The organism is Streptomyces sp. NPDC001443 (assembly GCF_053597355.1).
In genome coordinates this window covers 14,038-40,907 of the sequence record NZ_JBSFIA010000051.1, presented here as the reverse complement: position 1 = coordinate 40,907, position 26,870 = coordinate 14,038, and the positions used below count along the sequence as shown (strand labels likewise).

General features: G+C 69.2%; 17 protein-coding genes and 2 CRISPR repeat arrays. Of the genes, 12 read left to right on the top strand and 5 right to left on the bottom strand.

The features are described 5' to 3' along the window. Positions 1 to 25: 25 nt before the first annotated feature. Positions 26 to 364: a hypothetical protein gene (locus ACWC24_RS36825; protein WP_450667266.1), complete on the bottom strand. Its 339-nt coding sequence runs from the start codon at positions 362 to 364 to the stop codon at positions 26 to 28. A gap of 50 nt (positions 365 to 414) precedes the next feature. Continuing rightward, positions 415 to 861, bottom strand: a complete 447-nt coding sequence (locus tag ACWC24_RS36820) for an ATP-binding protein (protein ID WP_450667265.1) — start codon at positions 859 to 861, stop codon at positions 415 to 417. A gap of 222 nt (positions 862 to 1,083) precedes the next feature. Here ACWC24_RS36820 and ACWC24_RS36815 point away from each other — a divergent pair, with 222 nt between their 5' ends. From ACWC24_RS36815 to cas2e, 11 genes are all read left to right on the top strand, one after another. Beyond that, entirely contained in the window at positions 1,084 to 2,370 is a 1,287-nt protein-coding gene (locus ACWC24_RS36815) for an XRE family transcriptional regulator (RefSeq protein WP_450667264.1), read from the top strand. Further along, positions 2,367 to 2,906 carry a GNAT family N-acetyltransferase gene (locus ACWC24_RS36810; RefSeq protein ID WP_450667263.1) on the top strand — a complete coding sequence of 180 codons (540 nt, stop codon included), beginning with the start codon at positions 2,367 to 2,369 and terminating at the stop codon, positions 2,904 to 2,906. Before ACWC24_RS36815 ends, ACWC24_RS36810 begins: the two co-directional genes overlap by 4 nt. A 280-nt stretch (positions 2,907 to 3,186) precedes the next feature. Continuing rightward, positions 3,187 to 3,345, top strand: a complete 159-nt coding sequence (locus tag ACWC24_RS36805; protein ID WP_450667262.1) for a hypothetical protein — start codon at positions 3,187 to 3,189, stop codon at positions 3,343 to 3,345. A gap of 990 nt (positions 3,346 to 4,335) precedes the next feature. After that, positions 4,336 to 7,125, top strand: a complete 2,790-nt coding sequence (gene cas3 / locus ACWC24_RS36800) for a CRISPR-associated helicase Cas3' (protein WP_450667280.1) — start codon at positions 4,336 to 4,338, stop codon at positions 7,123 to 7,125. Beyond that, positions 7,118 to 8,860, top strand: a complete 1,743-nt coding sequence (gene casA / locus ACWC24_RS36795) for a type I-E CRISPR-associated protein Cse1/CasA (RefSeq protein WP_450667261.1) — start codon at positions 7,118 to 7,120, stop codon at positions 8,858 to 8,860. The genes cas3 and casA overlap by 8 nt, the downstream gene beginning before the upstream one ends. Continuing rightward, a complete protein-coding gene (casB, locus tag ACWC24_RS36790; RefSeq protein WP_450667260.1) occupies positions 8,857 to 9,537 on the top strand; it encodes a type I-E CRISPR-associated protein Cse2/CasB in 681 nt (226 codons plus the stop codon). Before casA ends, casB begins: the two co-directional genes overlap by 4 nt. After that, positions 9,534 to 10,727: a type I-E CRISPR-associated protein Cas7/Cse4/CasC gene (cas7e, locus tag ACWC24_RS36785; protein ID WP_450667259.1), complete on the top strand. Its 1,194-nt coding sequence runs from the start codon at positions 9,534 to 9,536 to the stop codon at positions 10,725 to 10,727. Before casB ends, cas7e begins: the two co-directional genes overlap by 4 nt. Beyond that, the gene (gene cas5e, locus ACWC24_RS36780) at positions 10,724 to 11,446 is read left to right on the top strand and encodes a type I-E CRISPR-associated protein Cas5/CasD (RefSeq protein ID WP_450667258.1); all 723 of its coding nucleotides are present in this window, start codon (positions 10,724 to 10,726) and stop codon (positions 11,444 to 11,446) included. The genes cas7e and cas5e overlap by 4 nt, the downstream gene beginning before the upstream one ends. After that, positions 11,446 to 12,237: a type I-E CRISPR-associated protein Cas6/Cse3/CasE gene (gene cas6e, locus ACWC24_RS36775; protein WP_450667257.1), complete on the top strand. Its 792-nt coding sequence runs from the start codon at positions 11,446 to 11,448 to the stop codon at positions 12,235 to 12,237. Before cas5e ends, cas6e begins: the two co-directional genes overlap by 1 nt. After that, positions 12,234 to 13,202, top strand: a complete 969-nt coding sequence (gene cas1e / locus ACWC24_RS36770) for a type I-E CRISPR-associated endonuclease Cas1e (RefSeq protein WP_450667256.1) — start codon at positions 12,234 to 12,236, stop codon at positions 13,200 to 13,202. The genes cas6e and cas1e overlap by 4 nt, the downstream gene beginning before the upstream one ends. Then, a complete protein-coding gene (gene cas2e, locus ACWC24_RS36765) occupies positions 13,199 to 13,576 on the top strand; it encodes a type I-E CRISPR-associated endoribonuclease Cas2e (RefSeq protein ID WP_450667255.1) in 378 nt (125 codons plus the stop codon). Before cas1e ends, cas2e begins: the two co-directional genes overlap by 4 nt. Before the next feature lie 90 nt (positions 13,577 to 13,666). Further along, a CRISPR array of direct repeats spans positions 13,667 to 15,282; the repeat unit is 29 nt; unit sequence CTGCTCCCCGCACCCGCGGGGATGGTCCC. 91 nt (positions 15,283 to 15,373) lie between these two features. Continuing rightward, positions 15,374 to 16,989: a CRISPR direct-repeat array (repeat unit 29 nt; unit sequence CTGCTCCCCGCACCCGCGGGGATGGTCCC). 76 nt (positions 16,990 to 17,065) lie between these two features. On the opposite strand, the gene ACWC24_RS36760 is transcribed toward cas2e, so the two are convergent. After that, a complete protein-coding gene (locus ACWC24_RS36760; RefSeq protein WP_450667254.1) occupies positions 17,066 to 18,469 on the bottom strand; it encodes a hypothetical protein in 1,404 nt (467 codons plus the stop codon). Positions 18,470 to 19,059: 590 nt separating this feature from the next. On the opposite strand from ACWC24_RS36760, the gene ACWC24_RS36755 reads away from it, so the two are divergent. Next, the gene (locus ACWC24_RS36755) at positions 19,060 to 20,658 is read left to right on the top strand and encodes a hypothetical protein (RefSeq protein WP_450667253.1); all 1,599 of its coding nucleotides are present in this window, start codon (positions 19,060 to 19,062) and stop codon (positions 20,656 to 20,658) included. Positions 20,659 to 21,840: 1,182 nt separating this feature from the next. Here ACWC24_RS36755 and ACWC24_RS36750 read toward each other — a convergent pair. Both ACWC24_RS36750 and ACWC24_RS36745 read right to left on the bottom strand, forming a co-directional pair. Then, positions 21,841 to 22,749, bottom strand: a complete 909-nt coding sequence (locus tag ACWC24_RS36750; protein ID WP_450667252.1) for a replication-relaxation family protein — start codon at positions 22,747 to 22,749, stop codon at positions 21,841 to 21,843. A 532-nt stretch (positions 22,750 to 23,281) separates the two neighbouring features. Further along, complete coding sequence (locus ACWC24_RS36745; protein ID WP_450667251.1) at positions 23,282 to 26,863, bottom strand: helicase associated domain-containing protein; 3,582 nt, start codon at positions 26,861 to 26,863, stop codon at positions 23,282 to 23,284. Between the last annotated feature and the right edge of the window lie 7 nt (positions 26,864 to 26,870).

The window sequence follows — 26,870 nt, the reverse complement described above, 5'->3', positions numbered from 1 at the left end:
TCTGTCGTCGTGAATCGCATGGAGGTCAGACCGTCTCTCGCAGCCAGCGCAGCTCCACCAGCGGCTCAAACAGTTCGCTGACGCCCCAGGCCATAGGGCGCAGGCGCCCGACGGCTTGTCGGTGATCGCTGGGCGTCTCCTGGGGACGCAGCAGGCCTGGGAGATGAGGGGTGGGTGCGACCCTGACCCTGCGGTCGCCGTGGGGCCCCGGCATGTCCCCGGGGCGGGGGAAGGTGCCGCAGCAGTTCAGTGGCGGCGGACGGCGTTCGTGCACCGGGGCGGCGTCGTCGAGGACGGCCTCGCTGTTGAAGGGCCGCCAGCGGCCGGGCTTCGGCAGGACAGTTGTTACTTCGGCGGGGTCCAATGGCGAAGTCTGCGCTGATACCGCGCGTGGCCCGAGTAGTGCTGCGGCCGTCATCTGTCGTTCTCGGTTCGCAGTTCGGCCCAGACTTCTTTGCCCCAGGGGTCTTTGCCCGGGCCTTTGAAGTCGTAGCCCCAGCGGTCGGCGATGGCGTCGATGAGGAGGAGTCCTCGCCCCGACTCGTCGTCGCCGTTCGCCTGGTCGAGTACCGGCAGATGGCACGGATCCCGGTCCACGACACCGATACGCAGCCGAGTCGGGCTTGGACGCCCGCAGACCAGGCGGACGTCGGAGCACAGGGTGTGACCGCAGGCGTTCGCGATCAGCTCCGTGATGATGAGCGTTGCCCGGTCCGCGAGGCTGTCGAGACGCCACAGGCTGAGGATCTCTCGGACGAGGTCGCGGCCTAGCCGGGCCGCGGACGGCTCGCAGGGGAGGGTCTGGCTGTACGTGGGGCGGCCGACGGCGGTGGCCTTGGCCGGTGTTCGCAGACTCGTCATGGGAAGGGGCCTTCAGGTCGTCTCGGTGCCCAGCCGCTCAGGCGAGAAACCCGAGAGTTAAGGCCGTCAACAGCCGCCGTCATAGGCGACCAGCACCAAGAGAACTCCCTTGTTGCAGCCTGTGGTTAGGGCGATCAGATGCCTCGCGAGGTTAGCCACCTAGGGTGATTTGACCACCCGTTTACCTGGTCGGTGGGCCAGTTCTGGAGCTACGGTGCGTGCATGGACACCACGCGCAACACGGTTCTTGAAGCGTGGATGGCCGAGCACGGCTACAGCTCCAACAGCCTTGCCGACGCTGTGAACACGGCGTTAGAGAGGCTGACCGGACGGCCGGGCGGCCTTGACGGCTCATCGGTCCGCGCCTGGAAGGCGGGCCGGGTCACCTGGCCCAAGTCGGCTACGCGCAGAGCACTCGAGGACGTCAGCGGCCTGCCCGCTGTCGCTCTGGGGTTCGTGCCACGGAGTCGGCCCTCTCTCTCACCCGCAACGCTCCAGCAGCAGAAGGATCCCGACATGAAGCGTCGCACCCTGGTCGGCGGCATCGCCGCGACTGCCGCAGCAGCCGCAGCGCCCGGCACCGCCTCCCCGCGCCGCATCGGGATGAGCGACGTCAACCGGCTGACCCAGCGCTTCGCCGAGATCATCGCCAGCGACCACCGACACGGCGGACACCTCGGCATCGAGCAGCGCGCCGCCGCACTTGCCGACGAGGCACTGAACCTCCAGAACGCCGGCAGCGCCACCCAACGCGTGCGCAGCAGCCTGTACGCCTCCGCAGCCGCCTTCCGCTCCTCGGCGATGTGGGCCGCCATGGACGGCCGACGCTACGACATCGCCAAAGGACACATGCGAGAAGCCCAAACGCTTGCCGAGATGTCCGGCGACCAGGCGATCAAATTCCGCATCTGGAGCCACGCCGGCACCCTGTACCGCCACATGGGCCGCCCCGCCGACGCCTTCGCCGCCAACGACGTCGCCCGCAACCTCCACCTCACCCGCAAAGACCCTCTGTTCGCCTCCCTCGGCCTGGTGCGACAGGGCGCCATCCACGGCGCCGCGCACGACCGTGCCGGCACCCGCCGCGCACTCGATCAAGCCCAGGACGCCATGCTGCGCGCCGACCCCGCCGACCACCGGCCCGTCTGGCTGCTCGCCTTCTACGACCAAGCAGAGCTGGACCACCTGGCTCTCTCGGCATACCTCGCCCTCGGCGACTACCCAACCGCCGAGTTCCACGCGCACCGCTGTCTGGCCGCCCTGCGGCCCCACATGGCCCGCTCCCGGGCCATCACCACCACCCGGCTCGCCCACGCCCAGCTCGCCCAAGGCGACGCCGAGACCGCCACAGCCACCGCGAGACAGGTCCCCGCCGACGCCGCCACCCGACACGCACGCGTCTCACGCATGCTGCAAGAGTTCGGGGCTGCCCTGCGCGCCACCGCGCCCAACAGCACTGCGAGCCAAACCTGGACCGAGCACACCGCCGACTGGAAGATGTCCGCATGACCACGGCCTCCGCCCTCGAGTTGCGAACCTTCACCGCCCTCGGAGCCATCCGCGGTGACGTCCTCGACGTGTACGCCGAGGTACGTGCACCGCTGCTCCACCTGCCGAACTACGCGGTGACCGCGTTCGGCGAGCGCCTGGACCGGCATGGCGGCGAACCCGGATTCACGGCTGTCCTGGCGTATGCGGCCGGCCGGCCGGTGGGCTACGCCTATGGCAACACCATCGAGCACGGCGATCGGTACTGGCAGCGCACCAGCCCGACGCCGGCGCAGAGGTACACCGAGCGGCCGGCAGTGGCCCTCAAGGAGATCGGTGTCGGCCCGGCCTGGCGCAAGACCGGCACGGCCCGTCGCATCCACGACGCTCTGCTTGCCGTACGAGACGAGCCGTACGTCACGCTCATGGTCAACCCGGCCGCCGGCGACGGCAAGGTCCACGACCTCTACAGGTCGTGGGGCTACGGAGACATCGGCCAGAGCCAGCCGTCGCCAGCCTCGCCGGTGTTGACGGTGATGGTCCGCGCTACCGCATAGCCCGTCGCAGGCCACTGCCGTACACATTGGAACCACGCAGTATCCCGGCCTCGTCCGTAACCTTCAGGTCCGCGGCGGGGACCAAGAGCTGGCGGACCATGTTGCGTTCGAACTCTTTCCTCGACCCACACGAACGATGCCGCACTGAGCGGCTGCGCCACCTTGGAGTAGTTTCCTGATTCCATCTGCCGGGAACCGGCTGTTCGCGCTTCCGCATCAGCGGTGCCGGTCGAAGCTCGAAGGCAGCCCGCTCGGGGCGCCGACGAACGGAGAGTCCGTCATGAGTGGTAAGCAGCATCGAGTCGAGAAAACGACTTCCCTGCTGGAACTGCGCATCGGCGGCGTGCACCTGACTGTTCAGCGTGTGCCGTACTTCGTACTTGCTCTGCTGAGTGGCTTTGCGGGTTCGATGGGAGGCGCGTTGTGGCTGGGGCGCTGAGGGCGTGCCGTCGCGGGCAGTCCCAGCGGCGGCGGCCGTTCACCACGGCGTGCGTCCGGCGCGCCGGAGGTAGCAGCGTTCGCCGCCGCAGTGACCGAGTGCTGCGCTGTGCAGACTATTTGGGGTACGGCGCGGACCTCGACGGTCGCGCGGTTTCAGGGGGACCATCCCCGCGGGTGCGGGGAGCAGATACGAGAGGCACACCCCTCATGTCCGAACGCGGGACCATCCCCGCGGGTGCGGGGAGCAGGCCTGCGAGAGCCCCGGATTGCGCGGGGCTGGAGATTATCCCCGCGGGTGCGGGGAGCAGGGTCATAATGCCCCTGGAATCGGGACCATCCCCATGTGGGCGGGGAGCAGGGTGTGCGTTTCATTGTTGTTGAAGGTTCTGCTGGTCAGTGAGCTTAGCCGGGTTGCCGGTCATCCTTGCAGCGGGTGGTCTTCGAGGATTCATGGTTCTGTTGACGGGTCGGGTTTCGTTTCAGCCCAGCGGACCAGGGGCGGGACGGCGACGGCGGAAACGGCACTCGCCAGTGCTGTGGCGATTCCCCACCTGATTCCGTCGTCATCAGGTCCCCCCAAGGGCAGCCACCGGCCTAGCACCAGACCCGACCAGAAGGTGACGATCACTCCTGCGATCACGGCTAGCCATCGCATCCACCCAGACACTCTTCCCCCTTGAATCGTTGCTGTGTTGGTGGCGATAATCGAGGTATGGGCTTCGTGGTGTCAAACGTGCCTGCACACAGTGCAGTTGGCGCCGCGCAGGTGGGCTACGGCGCGTCCGCATGACGGGATGCAGCGGGTGGCGGCGGGCGATTACGCCGGAAGTGGCCACTTTGTGCCGGTGCTTGCTGTATTCATCAGACACAACCGACGCAGGGGGGTGCGTTGCAGACAGAGCTGAGCCGTCGGCTCGCAGGGCCGGCCAGATCGGTGTGGGCGAAGCATGATCGCGACACCGATGGCTGGCTGCCGTTGTGGCGGCATATGGAGGACAGTGCGGCTGTTGCGGGGTTGTTGTGGGATGAGTGGCTGCCGGTTGGTGTGCGGCGGCTGATTGCCGGGGTGCTGCCTGCTGGGGAGGTGGACGGGCGGAGGCTCGTGGTGTGGCTTGCCGGTGTGCATGACATCGGGAAGGCGACACCAGCTTTCGCTTGTCAGGTTGAGCAGCTTGCTGACGTGATGCGGGCGCAGGGGCTGGAGATGCGGTCTGGTCGGGCGATGGGGCCGGATCGGCGGCTGGCGCCGCATGGGCTGGCCGGGCAGGTGCTGTTGGGGGAGTGGCTGCAGGAGCGGCAGGGGTGGGCGGCGCGGCAGACGGGCCAGTTCACGGTTGCTGTGGGCGGGCATCATGGAGTGCCGCCGGAGAGTGGTCAGATCAAAACGTTGTATGACCATGAGGAGTTGCTGCGTACGCCGGGCTGCAGCAGCGGGGTGTGGCGGCAGGTGCAGACCGAGCTGCTGGATGCGTGTGCTGATGTCTTCGGCGTGCGGGACCGGCTTGGGCCGTGGCAGGCGGTGAAGCTGCCGCAGCCGGTGCAGGTGCTGCTGACGGCGTTGGTCATCGTCTCCGACTGGATCGCCAGCAATCCGGATCTCTTCCCGTACTTCCCGCAGGCTGCCGCGTGTGACGGGAAGGAGCGGCTGGCCGCGGCGTGGCGGGGGCTGGATCTACCGCCTGCGTGGCGGGCGGTGGAGCCTGTGGGCGATGTGCAGGAGTGGTTTGCGTCCCGATTCGGGTTTGCGCCGGGGGCGCAGGTCCGGCCGGTGCAGGAAGCGGCGGTGGGGCTGGCGCGGGGGATGGATGCGCCAGGGCTGATGGTCATCGAGGCGCCGATGGGGGAGGGCAAGACCGAGGCGGCGCTCGCTGTGGCGGAGGTCTTCGCGGCGCGTTCGGGCGCGGGCGGTGTGTTCTTCGCGTTGCCGACGATGGCGACGGGCAATGCGATGTTCCCGCGGCTGCTGGAATGGCTGCAGCAGCTTCCCGACGAGGGCGGCGGCCGGCACTCCGTGCACCTTGCGCATTCCAAAGCCGCGCTGAACGAGACCTTCGCCGGTCTGCTGGCCGAGGGCGGGCGGGTGGCGGCGGTGGACGTGGACGCTGCCGTGCCGGCGGCACGAGGCGTGCAGGAGGCGGCGGCGTTTGCGGGTGCGGAGTTGGTGGCGCATGCGTGGCTGCGGGGTCGTAAGAAGGCGATGCTGGCGTCATTCGTGGCCGGCACGGTCGATCAGCTGCTGTTCGCTGGACTGAAGAGCCGTCACCTGGCGCTTCGTCATCTGGCGGTGGCGGGCAAGGTCGTGGTGATCGACGAGGCACACGCCTACGACACGTACATGAGTGTCTATCTGGACCGGGTGCTGGCGTGGCTGGGTGCGTACCGGGTTCCGGTGGTGGTGCTGTCGGCGACGCTGCCGGCCGCACGTCGTCGGCAGCTGGTCGAGGCGTACGCCGGCATGCCTGGCACAGAGCCTGAGAGTGTGGCAGGCGAGGTGGCGTATCCGCTGCTGACGGCTGTGTCGCCGGGCGGCCGGCCGGTGGTGCGTCAGCCCGTGGCGTCGGCCCGCGGCACGGATGTCCGGGTGGAGCGTATGGCGGACGGCCTGGATGTTCTGGTTGACCGGCTGGAGGCGGAGCTGGCCGACGGCGGGTGCGTGCTGGTCGTGCGGAACACGGTCAAGCGGGTCCTGGAGACGGCGCGGGTGCTGCGCGAGCGGTTCGGTGAGCAGGACGTGACGGTGGCGCACTCGTGTTTCGTCGATGTCGACCGGGCGGCGAAGGACAGTGATCTGCTGCGGCGGTTCGGTCCGCCGGGCAGGGCGACGGGACGTCCGGGGGGCCGGCACATCGTGGTGGCCAGCCAGGTGGCCGAGCAGTCCCTGGACGTCGATTTCGATCTCCTGGTCAGTGATCTGTGTCCGGTGGATCTGCTGCTGCAGCGGATGGGCCGGCTCCACCGCCATCAGCGCGGCGAGGGCCAGGCGCAGCGGCCGGTGCGGCTGCGCGTGGCGCGGTGCCTGCTGACCGGGGCGGACTGGGACGCGCCGGTGCCGGTCGCGGTGCGCGGGTCGGTCGCCGTGTACGGGGCGTATGCGCTGCTGCGGTCGGCTGCGGTGCTGCTTCCTCATCTGGACGGCCAGCCGGTGCGGCTGCCCGCCGACATCAGCCCGCTGGTGCAGGGTGCCTACGGGTCGGCTCCGGTGGGGCCGCAGGAGTGGGCGCCGGCGCTTGAGGAGGCGCGGGAACGGTTCGAGCGGCACCGTGCGGATCAGGCGGAGCGCGCGGCGGTGTTCCGCCTCGGTGACGTCGGCCGTGCGGGCCGACCGCTGTTCGGCTGGGTGGCGGCCGGGGTCGGCGACGCGGACGACACCCGCGCCGGGCGGGCGCAGGTCCGTGACAGCCGCGAGAGTTTGGAAGTCGTGGTGGTACAACGCCGTTCCGACGGCACGCTCGCCACGCTGCCCTGGCTGGACGCCGATGCGAAGGGGCGCCGGCGTAGCGGGCTGGACCTGCCGCAGGAGCAGATACCCGCATCGTTCACGGCGCGCACGGCAGCGAGTTGCGGGCTTCGGCTGCCCATCCAGTTCTCCTACGCCGAGACGATGGACCGGGCGATCGAGGAGCTGGAGCAGCTGCACGTGCAGGCGTGGCAGCACAAGGACAGCCCGTGGCTCGCCGGCCAGCTGATTCTTGCGCTCGATGAGGATTGTCAGACCCAGCTGGCAGGCTTTGCCCTTCGCTACAGCCCGCTGGACGGCCTGGAGGTGACCCGTGTCTGAACCGATCGGCAGCAGCACGGACGATGCTGCGTGTTTCGATCTGACGAGCCGGCCGTGGATCGAGGTCCTCGGCCTGGACGGCGTGCAAAGAGAGCTGTCACTGCGAGAAGTGTTCGCCCACGCCGCTGAGGTGCGCCGGATCGTGGGGGAGCTGCCCACACAGGAGTTCGCTCTGCTGCGCCTGCTGCTGGCCGTCGCCCACGACGCACTCGCCGGGCCGCGCGACATCGAGCACTGGGCGGACCTGTGGAGCGATGCGGAGTGCTTCGCCGGCGTGGGCGCCTATCTGGACGAGCACCGTGAACGGTTCGATCTGCTCCACCCGACGGCGCCGTTCTTCCAGACCGCGCAGCTGCGCACGGCGAAGGACGAGGTTTTCTCACTCGCGCGGATCGTGGCCGATGTGCCCAACGGCGAGCCGTTCTTCACCGCCCGGATGCCCACCGTGCAGCGGCTGACGTTCGCCGAGGCGGCCCGCTGGGTCGTGCACGCCCACGCGTTCGACACCTCCGGGATCAAGTCCGGTGCGGTGGGCGACGGCCGGGTCAAGGGCGGCAAGGTGTATCCGCTGGGCACGGGATGGGCCGGCAGTCTCGGCGGTGTCTTCGTGGAGGGTGACACGCTGCGGGAGACGCTGCTGCTGAACCTGGTGGCGGCCGACACCGACACAATGGAGTTCACCAGCGTTGACCGGCCGGCGTGGCGGCGTGAGCCGTGCGGCCCCGGCGGCAGCGAACGCACCCCGACCGGTGTGCGAGACCTGTACACGTGGCAGTCGCGCCGGGTGCGCCTGCACCACGACGGAAGCAGTGTGCACGGCGTGGTCCTCGGCTACGGCGATCCGCTCGTTTCCCGCAACGCCCACCGGCGGGAGCCGATGACCGCCTGGCGGCGCAGCCTGGCCCAGGAGAAGAAGCTGGGCCAGTCACCCATTTATCTGCCGAGAGAGCATGATCCGGCGCGCTCTGCCTGGCGGGGCATTGCCTCGCTCGTCGCTGACCGTGCGCAGAACACGCAGGGCGCGGAGGCTGCCGCGTATCTACGGCCCGGGATCCTGGAGTGGGTTGCCCGGCTGGTCACCGAGGGGGAACTGCCACACGGTTTCCTGATCAGGGCCCGGATCGTGGGCGCCGTGTATGGGACGCAGCAGTCCGTGATCGATGAGGTGGTCGACGACCGGCTCGTCATGCCGGTGGTGCTGCTGCACCGGCAGGAGCGTACCTGTGCCCGGCAGGCGATCGATGCGGCCGAGGACGCCGAACTCGCGGTCCGCGCGCTCGGTGACCTGGCCGCCGATCTGGCGCGTGCGGCAGGTTCGCAGGAGCAGGGACCGCGGTCGGTCGCGCGAGAACTGGGCTTCGCCGCCTTGGAAGGCCCCTACCGTGCCTGGCTGCTGGCTCTCACACAGGACGGCCGTGATCCGTTCGCGTGGCGCCGCGTCTGGCAGTGCGAGGTGCGCCGCATGATCAGCCCGCTCGGCAGCCAGCTCATCGCGCAGGCCGGGGACGCCGCCTGGCAGGGCAGGACCGTCACCGACAACAAGGGCACGCAGTGGCTCAACGCGGGCCTGGCCGACAAATGGTTCCGTGGCCGCCTGGCCCGTGTCCTGCCCGGCGCGTACCCGCGGGACACCACGCCCGAGCGCAGCCCCGCGCTGCCGGGGCCCGCCACCCCGCAGGCGCGCGAACAAGTGGAGCACGCCGTATCAGTGACCGACCCGAAGGTGTCCGCATGACCACCACCACGACCGCATCGCCGACCGTGCGCACACGGGTCGCCGAGCTGGCCGCAACACAGATCACCATGTGGCAGGAGGGCTACCTCAAAGACCGCCCCGCCGACGTCGCAGCGCTCGCCCGACTGCGCCGCGGCGCAGGCCGCGACGCAGCCGACCTGCCCGATTTGTGGACGCTGGTCGACACCTCACCGCTGCACACCCGCCGGGACAACGCACGGTCCCTGAGCGAGGAGGAACTGGTGCGGGCGGAGAACGCCCTGCACGCAGCCCTCACCCTGTGGGCGCTGCACCAGCAGTCCCGCAGCGCGCGCATGCACACCTCGAAGCGGTCGGCCGCACTGGGCGCGGCCGTCCACCGCCTCATGCCGCCCAGCGGCATCGACGAACCCGTGCGCAAACGCCTGGTGAGGGCCGGCACCGCAGCCGACCTGACCAGCCTGACGCAGCGACTGCGTGACCTGGTCGTCCTGCTGCGCCGCGCCGACATCCCCCTCAACTACGGCCTGCTCGCCGGACAGCTCTACAGCTGGCAGTGGCCCGGCGGCGCCGGCACGGTCCGCCGCGAATGGGGCCGCTCCTTCCACGCCTGGCAGGAAGAAAACGACAACCCCCCGCCCCAGAACGCCGACGACCACCTCTCCCGCCCCACGAACCGTGACAAGGACGCCTCGTGAACCGCATTTTCCTGGACGTGCACGCCCTGCAGACCATCCCGCCCAGCAACCTCAACAGGGATGACACCGGCGCGCCGAAGACCGCCGTCTACGGGGGCGTGCCGCGCGCCCGGGTCTCCAGCCAGGCGTGGAAGCGGGCCACCCGCACCTACTTCGGTGATGAGCGCCTCCTTGACCCCGGTGAGCTCGGGGTGCGGACGAAGAAGGTGGTGGAGGTGCTGGCCGAGCGGATCGCCGCGCTGGACGAGTCCCTGCACGGGCAGCAGGCGCTCGAGCTGGCCAACGCGACAGTGCAGGCGACCGGGCTGAAGACCGAGGTGCCCAAGCGGAAAGCGGACGCCGCCAAGGACAGCGGGGCCGCCCCGACGCCGGAGGCGAAGTACCTGGTCTTCCTCAGCTCCCGCCAGCTCGACGGCCTGGCCCGCCACGCCGTCGACGGTGCCGCCGACATCACCGCGTTCTTCAAGGAGAAGGCAAACAAAGACAAGGCCAAGGAGATCGCGGACAGCCGTCACTCCGTCGACATCAGCCTGTTCGGGCGGATGGTCGCCGACAGCGCCGACTTCAACGTGGATGCCGCGGTCCAGGTCGCCCACGCCCTCAGCGTCCACCGGGTAGAGAACGAATCCGACTACTACACCGCTGTCGACGATGAGAACACCGAGGAGGAGACCGGCGCCGGAATGATCGGCACCGTCGACTTCAACTCCGCCACCCTCTACCGCTACGCCGCCCTGGGCGTGCACCAGCTCGCCGCGAACCTCGGCGAGGGACTGCGCGAGGACGAGCCGCGCACCGAGCCCGTGCGCCGCGCCGTGGAGGCGTTCGTGCACAGCTTCATCGCCTCACTGCCCACCGGAAAAATCAACACGTTCGGCCACCACACCCTGCCCGACGCCGTCGTCGTCAAACTGCGCACCACCCGCCCGATCAGCTTCGTCGCCGCATTCGAAGACCCCATCCGCGGCGACCAGGGCGGCCACGTCCGCGAAGCCTGCGACCGCCTCGCCGCCTACATCCCCGACATCGAACGCGCCTACAGCCACGAGGAATCCACCCTCACCTGGGTGCTGCGCGTCGGACCCAACACCCTCAAACTCGCTAGCCTTGGCACCGAGTCCGACACGCTCGGCGACCTCGTCACCGCCGTCGGCCACGCTGTTGCGCAGCGGCTGGAGCAGCCCGCGTGAGCAGCGTCCTCGTCCTGCGTCTGGCAGGCCCCCTGCAGTCCTGGGGGGCCTCCTCCCGTTTCACCCGCCGCACCACCGAATCCGCCCCCACCAAAAGCGGCGTCATCGGCCTGCTCGCTGCCGCCGCAGGCATCGAACGCAGCGACGACCATGCCCTCGCGCCCCTAGCCGCACTGCGGTTCGGTGTCCGCATCGACCAGCCCGGCACCCGCATCCGGGACTTCCACACCGCCCACCACGCAGTCAGCGGCAAGTCGATGCCGCTCACGGAGCGCTTCTACCTCGCGGACGCCGTCTTCGTCGCCGCCCTGGAAGGCGAACACACCCTGCTGGCACAGTCCTACACCGCCCTCCAGAACCCGGTGTATGCGCCGTTCCTCGGCCGGCGTTCCTGCCCGCCGGCCGAGCAGCTCGAGCTGGGCCTGTATGAAGACGCCCGGCTCGAGAGCGTGCTGGCACAAGTGCCCTGGCAAGCCTCTGCCTGGTATCGCAGACAGCACCGCCACCAGGCCCCGCAAGCACTGACCGTGCTGCGCGAAGCAGCAGCCTTCGAACACGCCGGCGCGGACACCCTGCGCGACCAGCCGCTCAGCTTCACCGCCGCACACCGCCGGCACGCCCTGCGCACCGTCGTCACCACCACCGTGCCCCTGCCCGGTGGCGCGGCCGGCGCCCCGGCACATGACCCGTTCGATGCTCTGGAGGATGAGAGCAGCTGATGTTCCTCTCCCGTTTCCGCGTCAACACGGCGCGGCCCGGCGCCCGGCGCCTGCTGTCCTCGCCGCAGGCCATGCACGCCGCCGTCATGTCCTCGTTCCCCGCCCTCCTGCCCACCGACGCCCCCAACCCGCACGGGCCGCGCGTGCTGTGGCGGCTGGACCACCAGGCCCGCGCCGAGGTGATCCTCTACATCGTCAGCCCCGACCGCCCGGACCTGACCCATCTGGTCGAACAGGCAGGCTGGCCGGCAGTCGCCAGCCCCGACACCCCCGGATGGCAGACCAAGCCCTACACACCGCTCCTGGAGAAGCTGACCGCGGGCGAGAACTGGGCCTTCCGGCTGACCGCCAACCCGGTCCACACCATCCGCCGCAAAGACAGCGAACCCCGCAAAGTCACCGCCCACCTCACCCCCGTCCACCAGATGCGATGGCTGCTCGAACGCCAGGAACGCTGCGGCTTCCGCATCCTGGAAAAGAGTCACGACAAGCGGCTGCTGCCTTCCGGAACGACCTACCACGGCAAGCACGAGCACCACGGCGACCAGTACGAACTCACCGTCCGGGACCACAACAACCGCTCCTTCGACAAGTCCAGAAGCACCGACGGAAACAGGAACAGCAAACCCGTCACCCTCGTCACCGTCACCTACGACGGCCGCCTCGAAGTCACCGACCCCACCGCCCTACGCCACGCGCTCATCCACGGCATCGGCCGGGCCAAGGCCTACGGCTGCGGTCTCCTCACACTCGCGCCCCTCACCCCATCCACCCCACCGGCCAGCCCGTGAGTACGGTCTCCCGACGCCCCGCTCTGACCCCGAGACATCTCACCCGCACCGAGGACCGTCTCTCTTTCATCTATCTGGAACGCTGCACCGTCCACCGGGATGCCAACGCCATCACCGCCCAGGACGCCGAAGGCACCACCCACATCCCCGCCGCCACCATCGGCACCCTCCTGCTCGGCCCTGGTACCCGCGTCACCCACCAGGCCATGAGTGTTCTGGGGGAAACCGGCGCCGCCGTTGCCTGGGTCGGCGAACACGGCGTGCGCTACTACGCCTCCGGCCGCGCCCTGACCCGCTCCTCCGCCCTGATGGAAGCCCAGGCCCAGCAGTGGGCCAACCCCCGCACCCGCCTGGCCGTCGCCCGCGCGATGTACCGCCTGCGCTTCCCCGACGAAGACCCCGCCAGCCTCACCCGACGCGAACTCCTCGGCCACGAAGGCAAGAGAGTCAAAGACTGCTACCGCGCCCAGGCCGCCCGCACCGGCATACCGTGGCGCGGCCGCCGCTACATCCCCGGCGACTTCACCAGTGGCGACGCCGTCAACCAGGCCATTACTGCCGCCGCCCAGTGCATGTACGGCATCGCCCACGCCGTCGTCACCTCACTGGGCTGCAGCCCCGCCCTCGGCTTCGTCCACTCCGGCCACGAACTCTCCTTCGTCCTCGACATCGCCGACCTCTACAAAACCCAGATCGGCATCCCCCTCGCCTTCGACATCGCCGCCCTCGGCGACGAAGACGTCGGCTCCCGAACCCGCCGCGCCCTGCGCGACCGCATCAACGAAACCTCCCTCCTCAACCAATGCGTCAACGACATCAAACAACTCCTGCTGCCGCAGACGACCGCCGTCACCCCCACAGGCGAGGACCGGGACGTGGTCATGCTCCAGAGCGACGGCGGCCACCACGTCGCCTCCGGCCTCAACTACGACGGCCCCGACGACTACGGGGACGGACTCTGGTGACCGTCATCGTCCTCACCAATTGCCCCGCCGGCCTCCGCGGCTTCCTCACCCGCTGGCTCCTCGAAATCTCAGCAGGCGTGTTCGTCGGCAACCCCACTGCCCGCATCCGCGACATTCTCTGGAACGAAGTCCAGCAGTACGCCGGCCAAGGCCGCGCCCTGCTCGCCCACACCACCAACAACGAACAGGGCTTCACTTTCCGCACCCACGACCACACCTGGCATCCCACCGACCACGAGGGCATCACTCTCATTCGCCGTCCTGATCCGAACGCGCCCCGTTCATCACCGGGCACCACCTCACCTGCCGGCGCCCAGAGCCCACCAACTGGCTGGAGCAAAGCATCCAGACGACGACGCTTCGACAGAAGCTGACAAGGAGTGCCCGTTATGAACCTTTCGTCGGAAACTGAGAATGTGGTCAGAAAGCAGCGGCGACGACTGTAAAACTGCAGGTCATTCAGACTGCTCCCCGCACCCGCGGGGATGGTCCCTGGGAGATGGAACTGTCCATGGCGCGCGAGATCTGCTCCCCGCACCCGCGGGGATGGTCCCACCGACTACTGGCTGAACAGGGACCGCACGTCCTGCTCCCCGCACCCGCGGGGATGGTCCCAACATCCAGAAGTACAGCCCGCAGGTGAAGTCCTGCTCCCCGCACCCGCGGGGATGGTCCCAAGGACTGATCATGATTTGCGCACGATGCGACCTGCTCCCCGCACCCGCGGGGATGGTCCCGGCGCTGCGCCGAGGCGGGGATTCCGAACATCCTGCTCCCCGCACCCGCGGGGATGGTCCCTCCCACACCAGGGAGGTGGCGCCGTCGGTGGTCTGCTCCCCGCACCCGCGGGGATGGTCCCAACCGCGGGTTCCGGCTCGACGTCCGCGACGGCTGCTCCCCGCACCCGCGGGGATGGTCCCAAGGACACCAGTTCCCTCACCGCGCACCCCGACTGCTCCCCGCACCCGCGGGGATGGTCCCCGGAGACCTCGTGTTCTTCGGGGCCCCGGCCTCTGCTCCCCGCACCCGCGGGGATGGTCCCGACGCCGTCACCGCGCTGGACCGCCAGCTCGTCTGCTCCCCGCACCCGCGGGGATGGTCCCCACCCTGGCGAAACAGCTTCTCCACCGACGCGCTGCTCCCCGCACCCGCGGGGATGGTCCCGGAGGCGACCGCGACCGACGCCGACGCGTTCGCTGCTCCCCGCACCCGCGGGGATGGTCCCGAAATCGACAAGGAGAAGCGGATGACCGCGCTCTGCTCCCCGCACCCGCGGGGATGGTCCCGACGGGATCCGGTCCGGCCTCGAAACGGCACTCTGCTCCCCGCACCCGCGGGGATGGTCCCCAGAACGACGAACCGACGTAGGTGACGTTCGGCTGCTCCCCGCACCCGCGGGGATGGTCCCCTTCGCCGCAGTGATCTTCGCGGTGAGCGCGTCTGCTCCCCGCACCCGCGGGGATGGTCCCCAGCCAGGAGCAGCACCATGCGAGACACCGCCCTGCTCCCCGCACCCGTGGGGATGGTCCCGCTGCCACCGCTCTGGTCTCCGTCCTGCACACCTGCTCCCCGCACCCGCGGGGATGGTCCCCGCTCACGGATTCCGCTCCGGGGGGTTACCAACTGCTCCCCGCACCCGCGGGGATGGTCCCTCCGGATTCACGTAGGTGTCGGGATCCGCCAGCTGCTCCCCGCACCCGCGGGGATGGTCCCGGCCACCGAGGCCTCCCCGGGAGGCTGCATCGCTGCTCCCCGCACCCGCGGGGATGGTCCCCACTACACCGGGGTCTACGTAAAGGCCGAGGACTGCTCCCCGCACCTGCGGGGATGGTCCCTCCTCGCGGCTCATGCCGTCGTTGTAGACGGCCTGCTCCCCGCACCCGCGGGGATGGTCCCCCCCCCGGCGAGTGAGTACGAAAGTTCTTCCGTCTGCTCCCCGCACCCGCGGGGATGGTCCCCGTCCCACCCGTGGGGCGGGCGGGGCGGCCGGCTGCTCCCCGCACCCGCGGGGATGGTCCCACCGGCCAGCCGGAGCAGGTGGTCCTCGGCCGCTGCTCCCCGCACCCGCGGGGATGGTCCCGCCATCAACCCCGGCAAGGGGCGCCGCGACAACTGCTCCCGCACCCGCGGGGATGGTCCCCCAGAAGGTCACGCTCTTCGAGCTGCCGGCCGCTGCTCCCCGCACCCGCGGGGATGGTCCCTGACCGACGACGACGGCCGGATCGTCTGCAACCTGCTCCCCGCACCCGCGGGGATGGTCCCGTGATCGACGGCGTGCCCATCCGGGTCAGCGTCTGCTCCCCGCACCCGCGGGGATGGTCCCCAGATGATCATCTACGGTGCGCGCCATGCCTCCTGCTCCCCGCACCCGCGGGGATGGTCCCGACCAGCAACCGGCGAAGCTGGTTGGCTCGAACTGCTCCCCGCACCCGCGGGGATGGTCCCCATGCGAGAGATGACCCGTGAAGAGTGGCTTCCTGCTCCCCGCACCCGCGGGGATGGTCCCGCCCAGTGGAGCCAGTACGCGGCGAGCCAGCTCTGCTCCCCGCATCCGCGGGGATGGTCCCTCTTGCACGTCGTCACTGGTGCCGCATCTGTCCTGCTCCCCGCACCCGCGGGGATGGTCCCACCAACACGAACGGCAGTGCGGAGGGTGACGGCTGCTCCCCGCACCCGCGGGGATGGTCCCGTCACCAAGAAGGCGTCCGCGATGGTGCCGCACTGCTCCCCGCACCCGCGGGGATGGTCCCTCGTCGTGCTCGCGCACTTCATCGGTCGTGGTCTGCTCCCCGCACCCGCGGGGATGGTCCCCAGGAGCTGAAGCAGGCCGAGAAGCTCGTCCACTGCTCCCCGCACCCGCGGGGATGGTCCCCACCAGCGGGAGACGGACCCCAGTAGTGCGGACTGCTCCCCGCACCCGCGGGGATGGTCCCCAGCGCGGGTTGTTTACCAGCGCCAGCGGCCACTGCTCCCCGCACCCGCGGGGATGGTCCCGGGCTGCCACCTTGTCGATGCAGCGCAGCGGCCTGCTCCCCGCACCCGCGGGGATGGTCCCCCCACCACCAGTTACGGATATGAGCTGGAGATCTGCTCCCCGCACCCGCGGGGATGGTCCCGAGATGTGGTCCAAGGGCGGCTGCCAGCGCCGCTGCTCCCCGCACCCGCGGGGATGGTCCCTCCAGACCGCAGAGAAACAGGCCCTCCTCGACCTGCTCCCCGCACCCGCGGGGATGGTCCCCCCGTCGTGGTCGGCTCCCTGCCCGGCCCGGACTGCTCCCCGCACCCGCGGGGATGGTCCGACATACCGTGACAGGCGTACCGAGCGTGCGACCTGCTCCCCGCACCCGCGGGGATGGTCCCAACAGGAAGGCAGTCACGAGGCGGCCTCCCACCTGCTCCCCGCACCCGCGGGGATGGTCCCTACTCGGTCAAGCTCGCGGGGATGCCGGTGGCCTGCTCCCCGCACCCGCGGGGATGGTCCCGAGGGCGCGAAGCAAGCCGCCCCGGCCAAGAGCTGCTCCCCGCACCCGCGGGGATGGTCCCAATCTTGGTTCGGCCTCGCAGTTGGTCGAGGGCTGCTCCCCGCACCCGCGGGGATGGTCCCCACAACCCGTGAGGATCCCCATGTTCACCAACCTGCTCCCCGCACCCGCGGGGATGGTCCCCCCGGCTCGCGGAAGCCCCCATAGAACAAGGCCTGCTCCCCGTACCTGCGGGGATGGTCCCCCCGGCGCCTACAGGGACGGCGGCTGCATCCACTGCTCCCTGCATCCGCAGGGATGGTTCCAGCACCAGCAGGGCGGCGCGCAGGACGTTGAACTGCTTCCCGTACCTGCGGGGTTGGCCGGTGATGGGGTCGGCGGTCAGAGGCTTTCCTTGTCGTCCTTGTTGGGCAGGATTCGCAGGGCCATGACGGTGCCGTCGTTGCCGTAGGAGACGGGGCCCCACGACGGGGCCGTGGTGCTGGTGGGGTAGGTGTCGCGCAGGTCGTACGTTCTGTTCCGGTACGTCTCGACTTCTCCCTTGACCAGCAGTTCGTACAGTTCCTCGGCGATGCCGGAGAATGCCTCCACGCGGACCCGGTTGAGGCGGAACACCTGGTCCGTTCCCACGTGCACCGTCGGACCGATCTTGTGCCGTGCGTCCCGGACGCTGGAGGAGCCGGCGAACGTCTGTTGTCTGTAGTGCTTGTGGCCTTGTTTGTCGGTGAGGTACTGGGCGATCTCGGTGCCCGCTCCGGCGAATGCCAGCTGGCTGGCGGCACCGGTGCGCGCGAGCAGTTGGCTGTACCAGCCGAGGTCCTTGCGGGGGATGAGGAACCCGTCCTGGACCCGTTCGCTGCGGCCAGCGGCAGCTGGGACCCTTACCGCATCGGCATACGGAGGGTTTCGTTCCGAAAGGACTGCGTCCGCGCTTCCGCGCCCGGTGGCCGGCCTCACGGGAAGCAGCCCTTCGCCCGGTGCCTGCAGGGCGTTGACGGTGATGCCTTCCGGCGCGAGCAGTTCGGTGGACATCAAGAGGCATGGCGTGGTGTTCCACTCGGTGAGTTGGAAGTGCTCGGCGCGCTCGCTGCCCCTGGCCAGTTGTTTGAATGCCGAGCGGTCGGCTTTTGCGGTGCGCTTGGTGGCCTTCTGATGGTTGCCGTTGACTGTTATCGCGAAGACGCGGGACGGTTCGCCCGGGCGCCATGCTTCGATGAAGAAGTCGGGTCGTGGCCGGGCGCCGAGGGACGGTCGGGGGCCGGAGCGGGCGAAGCCCGCCAGGAGTATGGCTTCTGAGTCCAGGGTGGAGATCATGTGGTCTGGGAAGCGGTTGCGCACGGTGCGTTCCGCGACGGCAAGTCCGAAGGCCCGCCCCAGCTCACGTGCCTGCATGGCTCTGTAGGAGAGTTCCGGACTCTGCCCCTCGTCGGTGAGGGCCAGATGGTTATCGGGGCCGGTGGCCAGGGCCTGGCAGTACTTCAACCCTTGCCAGTGTTCGGCCAGTCCTCTGCCTCGTCCTTGACGGGCGAGGGTGGTCGCCCGGGCGAAGATGCCGAGCAGTGCCCAGGGTGTGGCGACGAGATCCTGTCGGTCGGCGCCTCGTAACGGACCGAGGTCGGGTTTGCGGGAACTTGGTTCCTTCTCGTCCTTCTTCTTTTGCGCGCGCTGACGGTCGATAGCGGCGGCAGCCTTGTCCGTATCCGAGACCAGGGTGGCGGGCGAGCTGACGTGGACGGGCATCTTTGTACTGAGCCGGGCGAGTACCTCTTCCGTGGATGCTGACATGGCTCCGCACCGTACGAACGTGGATACGGGCGCACGCAAGTGCGCATGGGCGCTCGAGAACCTCCTTGGAGCGGGCACACTCATGGTCCGCCTGGCAGGTCGGAGGGACCAGGCCACCGTGTCGGGGACGCGTCTCCGAACTGGCCGACGATCCACGCTGCCTGCGACGGCTGAAAAATTGGACCGTAGGCGCTTGAAAGTTGACCCGCACACCCGCGGGGATGGTCCCAGGGGACCGGAGGCGGGCTACGCCTACGCGTCCTGCCCCCCGCACCCGCGAAGATGGCCCCGAGGGTGACCTCATGCGGATCACGGGCTGGTCCTGCTCCTTGCAGCCGCGGGGATGGTCCCGAGATCAGGTGGAAGAACGCGTAGAGGCGGTCCTGCTCCCCGCACCTGCGGGGATGGTCCCCAGGACCTCCAACACGCAGCCGGTGGCTGAGTCTTCGTTGGTTCCATGGAGCGGGCCGCTTTCGTCTATTTCGGCGACACCTGTGCCACTATGTCGGAATTGTGCTGGCCATCGGGGGAGCAAGGTTGGCGCCTGGGCTGCCTCGCTTGCGGTCCGTGTGGTCGGCTACCGTCCGCTCATGGCTCTTGAACCGTTTTGGGCAGCACTCGTCGACGCTCCCTCGTTGTCCTCCTCTCAGCAGCATGTCCTGGCCGGGCTCGTGGCTCAGCGGGGTGACACCGAGACGGCAACACGCTTCTTCACCCGGGCAGATGTAGCAGCGGAGACCCGCACTCACCTGATTCGGGAGGCTTGTGACCGGCAACTGATCAAGGCTGTACTGGCTACGCCTGTGGTGACCACGGAGATGCTGCTGATCGCTGCCGACAAGCTGGGCGCTGAGACTGTTCTGACCGAGGTCGCCCGGACGCGGTGGGACCTCCAAGAGGCTCAGCTGCTGCTCGTTGAGAGGCTGGATCATGCATCGGCTCGTCGCGTTGCGGAGTCGTGGGGTTACGTCGGCCGTGAGCTGCGTACGGCGCTGATCGACGCCGCCGTTCGGGACAGTCCCCAGAAGCCTGAAGAAGACGTCATCTCCGATGCGCGGCGCAAAGCCGAGCAGGATGCGTGGATAGCCAAGGTGAAGGCATGGCACGACGACATCTGGGTGCTGCTGTCGGCCGAGTCCGCCAAGGAGCTGTGGCCAGAGCTCATCGCTCGTGGCAAGGACCACGACAGCACCGACCTCATCGTCAACTTCCTGCTCAGCAAGGCGAAGGAACTCACCGACGAGACGCTGTCGGCTTGCCTGAGATTGGCGTTCACCGACGGTGCTCCTGAAGCCGACCCCGACCCTGACTTCCGAGGCTGGGAAGCATGGTTGGAGCTTGAGCGGATCGCGAGAATCGTTAACCGTCATCCTCGCGCTCTTCTTCTGCACGGAGTCGTTCTCCGTCCCCGGGTGGCGGCGTTGACCACAACGGCTTTGGCTGATTCGAGGGAGAAGGGCATATCGAAGTGGGACTGGTCGCACTTCGAGCCGGTCGCTGCCGTGTGTACCAGTCCCGAGGTGCTCGACGATGTCGCCAGTGTCCTGTCGACCGCCGCCCGCCCGTCTTGGCAACGCGGCCCGGGGCCCGATCCCGAATGGGCCGCCGGCCGGACCAGGGCCGCCGATGCTCTGGCCATGAACCCCTTGCTCTCCTCGGTGGCTCTGGCTCGCATTGCTCCCTTGCTCAGTTCCACAGCCGCCGCTCGCTTCGTCCTGCACCCGGATGAACAGGTACGGAAGGCAGCGGAAGAGGTCGTTGTTCAGGCCATCGAAAAGATGCACAGCGAGCGTCACGGTGCACGGACCTCCCGAAAGGAACCTGAGCGTCCGCAGGTACCTGCGGATGAGGTCTTGGCCGAGAGCGGGAGCCCGCGAGCCGAGCTGGCTGCTTTCCTGCCCCTCAAAGGACCGGCGGCGTACAAGCGGCAGGTCGCCGAGGCGATCGCCGCATCCCGGTTCGCGGATGCCGACCTCCTCCGGCAACTGCCAGCCGCCATCGTTCTCGGCAGTACGGCACAGGCTGCCAAGGTTGCCCTGCTGCTGCAGAGGGAACTGGGTGACAGCGCCGACGCGTGGGATGCGTTTAAGGGAAAGGTGGAGCGCCTTACGTCCAATGCCACCAAGAGCCTGTCAGTACTGATCGACGAAGCGCTCGACAACGGGTCAGCTGCCTGGTCGGTTGCTTGACGTGCAAGGCGGGAAACGATCAACCGTTGCCCGGGAAATGCTCTTGGCCGCCCCTCGGCAGCAGCTGACCAGCGCATTCCGTCGGTTCCCCGCACCTGTGGGGATAGTCCCCCGCTCGATGTCGAGGTTGACCTGTGGATGACTGCTTCCCGCACCCGCAGCGATGGTCTCGTGGGGAGGTTGGTGCGCGAGGCTGAGAGGCGCTGCTCCCCGCCCCCGCGGGGATGGTCCCCAGGGGTCCACGGCCGTGAGTTGGATGCCGTACTGCTCCCCGCACCCGCGGGGATGGTCCCCGGAGGCCGTCCGGCGTCCGCTGCTCCCTGGACTGCTCCCCGCACCTGCGAGGATGGTCCCGCGCACGTCGGCGCCAGCTATGCCGGGGCCGACTGCTTCCCGTACCCGCGGGGAAGGTCCCTCTTCGCTCTCTCCGACCTCGGCGCACTCGTCCTGCTCCCCGCACCTGCGGGGATGGTCCCGAAGAGCCGGACAGCAGGTCCCCCGAGCGGCTCTGCTCCCCGCCCCGCGGGGATGGTCCCACCTTCGCCCGCCTCACTCCAGACGACCTCGACTGCTCCCCGCACCCGCGGGGATGGTCCCGCGGAACAGGTTCGGCGCCTCCAGCGTGATCTCTGCTCCCCATACCTGCGGGGATGGTCCCGCGCCCGGCTGGGCGTACTTCGAGGACTCGATCTGCTCCCCGCACCCGCGGGGATGGTCCCGTCGACCGGGCCGCGGCCCCGAGCCTGATCGACCTGCTCCCCGCCCTCGCGGGGATGGTTCCGGCGGCAGCATCGTCAGGAGAGCGCCGCCCCCGGTCCACTTTTCAGCCGTCGCTAACACACTCAAGGCCTCCCTGGTCGGGCTGCTGCGCAGACCGGCAGCGGGCGGTGCGCAACCGAATGCGGGGCAGCCGGTCTGCGCACCGAGTTGCTCGCCCAGCTTTTCGGCAGGGGTGGTGAGCGTCGCGTTTGAGCTGTTGTGCGCAGTAGTTGTCCGGCGATTGCGCAGCTCGCTGCGCAGGACTGTGACCTGCCGTGGTCGGATCTGTGGTCGGATCTGTGGTCGGGTCTGGGTCTGGGTCTGGGTCTGGGTCTGGGTCTGGGTCTGGGTCGGAGTCCGAGTCCGAGTCCGGGCAACCGTGGCCGGCCCTGCGGGCAGATGCGCACGGTCGTGTGCTGGTGTCTACGTGTCCCGGCGATGGAACCAGGGGAGTTGCTGGTTGGGGGTCTGGATGGGCCGCCATACGAGCGCTGAGGGCCCGCCCTGCAGCACGTCGACCAACGGGGCCACCAGGACGGGTACCTCGCGTAGGAAGCCGTGTACGGCGGTGTCGTGGGTGGCTGCGTGCAGGGCGGTGATGCGATGGTCGATGCCGGCCGGGCCGGTGGCGTCCAGGACGAACAGCAGCCGCGGGAAGAGCGGGTAGCGGCGTCGCCATTCTTCCTGGACCGGCTCCAGACTGGCCGTCCGCCGCCGGGCGGCAGGCACCGGTGCGTAGCGGTGGAGGCGGGCGTATGCGCCGATCTTCGCGGCCAGACGCTCCGGGCCCATGGTCGCCCGGTCGACCTCCACGAACGCCCGCAGCATCGCCCCGCTCTCGCCCTCGTCAACTCCGTTACGGGTACGGCGGTAGAACAGCAGCGCGTCCGGGACGACGGCTTCGCCGCCGCCGAGCGCATGGTGGACCTCCGGGATCCAGTCCAGCGGCTGGCACACGTCATCGCGCCGACGGGCGTCCTTGAGGAACGCGAGCCCGGTCTCGGTCACCGTCAGACCATGACCGGCCCGCAGCCGCACCGCGGTGGGGTCAGACGCGGTCTTCGGCGCCCGCCGCCCACGAAACTCCGGCCAGTCGGCAGCGACCTGCACCCCGTACCCGGTGGGGAACCACACTCGAGTGCGGCCGGCCTGCGGCAAGGTGATCCGGTCGACCAGCCCCTCGCTACGCAGCTTCACCAGCCGGCGCCGGGTCTGCTCGAGACGCACCTCAGGGCTCAGGATCTGGTGCATCTGCCCGGTGGTCGCCATCCGGTACTGCACCAGCACCGCCAGCGCCAACCGGTCCGCGCCACCCGCATCCACATTCGTCATCGCCCGACCACTCCCGCCTTCCGTACGGTGCGGCGCCGCTGCATCGGGCGCCGCGTGCACGACGCAGCGCACCAACCGGCCCCGACCAGACAGACGACCACCAAGACCCCACCACGGTCACGATGCGACAACACCACCCCCGACCAGGCCGACATCCCCACCGGCATCCCTGCTGGCAACTGCCCGCAGCCCCCCGCCCGCCGACGGCATATCCGCAGGTCACCACACCTTTCTAAGCGTGGTCGGGAGCCCGACATCCCCCTCTGCACACCCCCGCGCCCGCCCCGCAACAGAAGAGAAGGAGAAGGAGAAGGTGAAGGGGACGGCGGGCGGCGCGGGCGGGCGGGCGTGCGGCCGGGGGATCGGAGGCGGCGGTGTGGTCTTGTTGCGTGTCGGCGGGGCCTTCACGCTGATGCGCCGGGCGGGAGTCGGCGCGGAGGAAGCAGCGAGTGCAAGCAGCCGGGAGCGGGCGGCTTGTGCAGTGTGCAGGGGCGGCCGTTGTCGTTCCTGGCGTGCTTGTGTCGTGGCTCGTTCAATCTGATCGGTGTTCGGTGTGTTGAGCTGGGCTGATCAGTTGATTGGTTGGGGCTGGCGGTGTGCTCTGTGTTGGCGAGCGGCTTGACGTTGCTTGCGGGCTGGGACTGGGTGGGGTCTGTGAGCTGTGGTGTTCCTGCTTCGGGGTGGCCGTGGGTCCGTTGGTCAGTTCTATTGGTTGGCCGGTCAGCTTCGTTGGGCGGCTGTTGTAGCTGATGAGGGGTACGGGTCCGTGGATGCCGAGGGTGGTCAGGAGGTGTTGTTGGTGGGGGTGGAGTTGGTTCCAGGCGCGTTGCTGGGTGCGGATCCACTTGGTCGTGGTGCCAGGGAATGGGCGGCCGGCGGTGTGGTGGGTGTGGGCTTGGTGGTAGCTGTAGTTCCAGGAGGCCCGCCAGGGTGGGTTCCAACACGGGTCGAGTGCGGTGAGCTGCGTGTCGTGGGGCCAGGGCCGGCCGGTGCGGCGTAGGTGGGCGACGGCGCGTTTGCGCTGCTCGTACAGCCACCAGCCCAGGGGGAATCCGTCGTGTTCGGTGGTGTAGTGGGCGGTGCCGAGTCCGCCGTGAGTGTGTGCGTAGGAGCGGGCGTAGGGCAGTCCGCCGTCGATGGATGAGGAGACGGTTGTGGGGCGCGACCGGCTGGTGCCGGTTCGGCGGCGCGTGCGTGTTTCCTGCCGGGGGCGGGCGGCGTGTGCGTCCTGGGGTGTTATGCCGAGGCCGGTCAGGAGTTCCTGCTGCCCCGGGTGGAGGTCGTCATAGTTGATGCACTGGGTGAGCAGCCATCTGGTGGCGGCTGGAGGGAGTCCGGGGAAACCTGCGGCCGCGTTCAGAGCGTGGCCGTGGATGTCGTTTCTGACGGCATGGTAGGTGATTTGCCACGGTAGGCCCCAGGGCGGGTTCCACCATGAGTCAAGGACGGCGAGGGCCTCGGCGCGGTGGTGGGGGAGTCGGCCGTTGGCGGCCCGTTTGCGTTGGTGGGCGATCCATGTGCCCAGCTGGTAGCCGTGGTGGTTCGTGCTCTTGGGCATGGCGAGGTGTCCGTGCCGGGCGGCGTAGGAGCGGGCGTGTGCAAGGCCGGTGTCGAATGATGCTTGCTGGGTGACGCGACGGGGCTGTGCGGTGCAGGAGTTCGCGCTGGTGATGCCGAGTTGCGTGAGCCTGTGTTGCTGCCCCGGGTGGAGGTTCTGGTAGGCGACGCACTGGGTGTAGAGCCACTGCCCAGTCCAGTCGGGGGTGCCGGGGAAACCTTGTGCAGGGAGGAGTTTGATCCCGTTCTCGACGAGTTTGCGGGCGGCGCGGTGGTTGATCTGCCAGTCCCCGTTCCAGGGTGGGTTCCACCATGGGTCGACGGCGGCCAGCAGCGGGTCGGCTGGGTAGGGCGCGGCGAACTTGGCGGTGTGAAGGCTGGCCTGGTGCTTTTGGCGGGCCAGCCACTTTCCGATGGGGAAGCCCTCGTGCCGGTCGGAGGGTGATGCGTTGAGGTCGCCGTGCTGGGCCGCGTAGGAGCGGGCGTAGTAGAGACCGGTCTCCAGGGACGGCCTGTGGGTGGCGGGGTTGGGGCGGGCGGTTGCGACAGTCTGCTCAGTCAGTCCGACGGCCGCGAGCTGTCGGCGCTGTTCCACTGCCAGGCCGGGGTAGGACGCGCATTGGGTGTATAGCCATTGACCGAGTTCGTCATCCAAGGCTGCAAAGGCGCTTTCGGGGTCGAGGGGGTGGCCGGAGCGGACAAGATCGCGCACTGTGTAGCAGGCTCGCTGCCAGTCGGAGGGCCAGGGCGGTGCCCACCACGGATCCATTGCGTCCAGCTGCTGCATGAGGGCGGGATCGAGAATGCCGCGTCGGGCGCGTACGCGGAGGTTGGTCAGCCATTTGCCGATGGGGAAGCCGGCGTACGTATCAGCAGCGCTCGCACAAAGGTGCCCGTGCTGCTTCCAGTAGGCGCGTGCATTGGTCAGGCCCTGGTCACGGGCCTCGGCGAGGTTGCGACGCCGCGGCAGTGCGTGGCGGGCGGCTTCGGCACTGATGCCGATCTGTGCCAGTAGTCTGCGCTGCTGGGGATGGAGGCTGCTGTAGACCTGGCACTGCCGGTACAGCCAGGTGCCGAGATTCTCGCTGGTGCCCGGGAAGCCCTGCTCGGGTCTGATGTCGGTGCCTGAGTCCAGCAGCCGTCGTGCGCGCAGATAGATGCGCTGCCACAGCGTGCTCCACGCAGGATTCCACCACGGGTCAAGAGCGGCCAGGGCCTGGCTGCGCTCGGGGGAGAGCTGAGGGCCTGCGGCGCGCTGGTTGGCCAGCCACAGGCCGAGTTGGAACCCGTCCTTTTCGTGCCGGTAAGGAATGCAGAGGTGGCCGTGTTCGGTGGCGTAGGTGCGGGCGTGGCGTAGGCCGCGCGCGAACCCCTTGGCGGTCTCGGCCGCGTCTGGGGCCGACGACTCCTCCGACGCCGTTTTCCCGGGTGCTTCGTCGACGGGCTGGGTTTCGGCCAGGAGCCGGGTGATCGGTGCGGGCCGGTGGGGCGGGGAGACGTGCCACATGCTGCGTGTCTTCGGCTTGTGCCCAGCCTGCGTGCGTACGCAGGCGCGTACCCAGGCGTTCAGCGGGCCTGTCGTGATGGCGCTGAGGCGACCGGCGATCCATGGCCGCTCAAGGCGCCGAGCCAGTTCGTCCACGAGGCTGGGGACATCGGCGAGCGCGTGCGGCTGATGCCGCCCCGCGTCATCGAGGAGCCGCTGCTGCAGGCCCGGGTCGGCGAGGGCCGCGGCCAGCGTGACGGCTTCGGGATAGGTCACCGCATCCCGCGCCGCGGCACGCCAAGCGAGGTCGTTGCCGGGTGCCATCAGCCGCAGCCGATCGGGCCAGAGGATCTCTTCCAGCCAGGGCTCGTCCCACCACGAAGCCATAATTGCCTGCGCCACGGTGAACGCTTCGCCGGCGTGCGCAGAGCGCCGCAGCAGCCGTACATGACGGCGCTGGGCCGCCCCGCTCTGCGGTACATACCGTAGGTCCAACTGCCCGGGGCCCGCCGTTGCCCCGTCGACGACGGGTGTTTCCAGCATCCAGCACTGGTGCTTGACGCATACCCGGCCGTGCGGCATCAAGTAGCGGCGTGCTTCTTCCCGGCCTCGTGTGGCGGTCGCGGTGCAGGCCCGGCATCCGGGGCCGGTCGGCGGGATAGTGGCTGCGGTGCGGACCCAGGCGGCCGGCCCGTTCCCGAGCCTGCTCGAAGGGCCGTCTCTGCCCCAGGCCGGCAGGGCACGGTGCAGGTGTTCTTCGGGCATGCGGCAGAAAGCGGCGACCACCGCCCGGGCCTCGGCGTTGAAGGCCACTTCTCCGTCGGGCCGCACCGTGAACAGGTTGGGCCGCCGTCCCACGTCCACGAGCGCGCCGATGAGTTCTTTGGCCGTGAGCTTGTACCGGGAGGCGACTCTGCTCATGAACGACAGCGTCGTCTCGCCGTTCAGCGGAGCGACACGCACCGCGCCCAAAGGCAGACTGTGCAGGGCGAGTTCGTTCTGCTCGCGCTGTGGTGGCTGCGAATCATCCCTGACGGCAGGTTCCATTAAAGGGCTGGTGGTCTTCTTCACCGCTGGT

What these genes read in the sequence shown, in the direction of transcription:
- cas6e (WP_450667257.1), top strand. Translation starts at nt 11,446, where the DNA reads ATGTTCCTCTCCCGTTTCCGCGTCAACACGGCGCGGCCCGGCGCCCGG.
- ACWC24_RS36750 (WP_450667252.1), bottom strand. Translation starts at nt 22,749, where the DNA reads ATGACGAATGTGGATGCGGGTGGCGCGGACCGGTTGGCGCTGGCGGTG.
- ACWC24_RS36805 (WP_450667262.1), top strand. Translation starts at nt 3,187, where the DNA reads ATGAGTGGTAAGCAGCATCGAGTCGAGAAAACGACTTCCCTGCTGGAA.
- ACWC24_RS36815 (WP_450667264.1), top strand. Translation starts at nt 1,084, where the DNA reads ATGGACACCACGCGCAACACGGTTCTTGAAGCGTGGATGGCCGAGCAC.
- cas3 (WP_450667280.1), top strand. Translation starts at nt 4,336, where the DNA reads ATGGAGGACAGTGCGGCTGTTGCGGGGTTGTTGTGGGATGAGTGGCTG.
- ACWC24_RS36810 (WP_450667263.1), top strand. Translation starts at nt 2,367, where the DNA reads ATGACCACGGCCTCCGCCCTCGAGTTGCGAACCTTCACCGCCCTCGGA.
- casB (WP_450667260.1), top strand. Translation starts at nt 8,857, where the DNA reads ATGACCACCACCACGACCGCATCGCCGACCGTGCGCACACGGGTCGCC.
- ACWC24_RS36755 (WP_450667253.1), top strand. Translation starts at nt 19,060, where the DNA reads ATGGCTCTTGAACCGTTTTGGGCAGCACTCGTCGACGCTCCCTCGTTG.
- ACWC24_RS36760 (WP_450667254.1), bottom strand. Translation starts at nt 18,469, where the DNA reads ATGTCAGCATCCACGGAAGAGGTACTCGCCCGGCTCAGTACAAAGATG.
- ACWC24_RS36820 (WP_450667265.1), bottom strand. Translation starts at nt 861, where the DNA reads ATGACGAGTCTGCGAACACCGGCCAAGGCCACCGCCGTCGGCCGCCCC.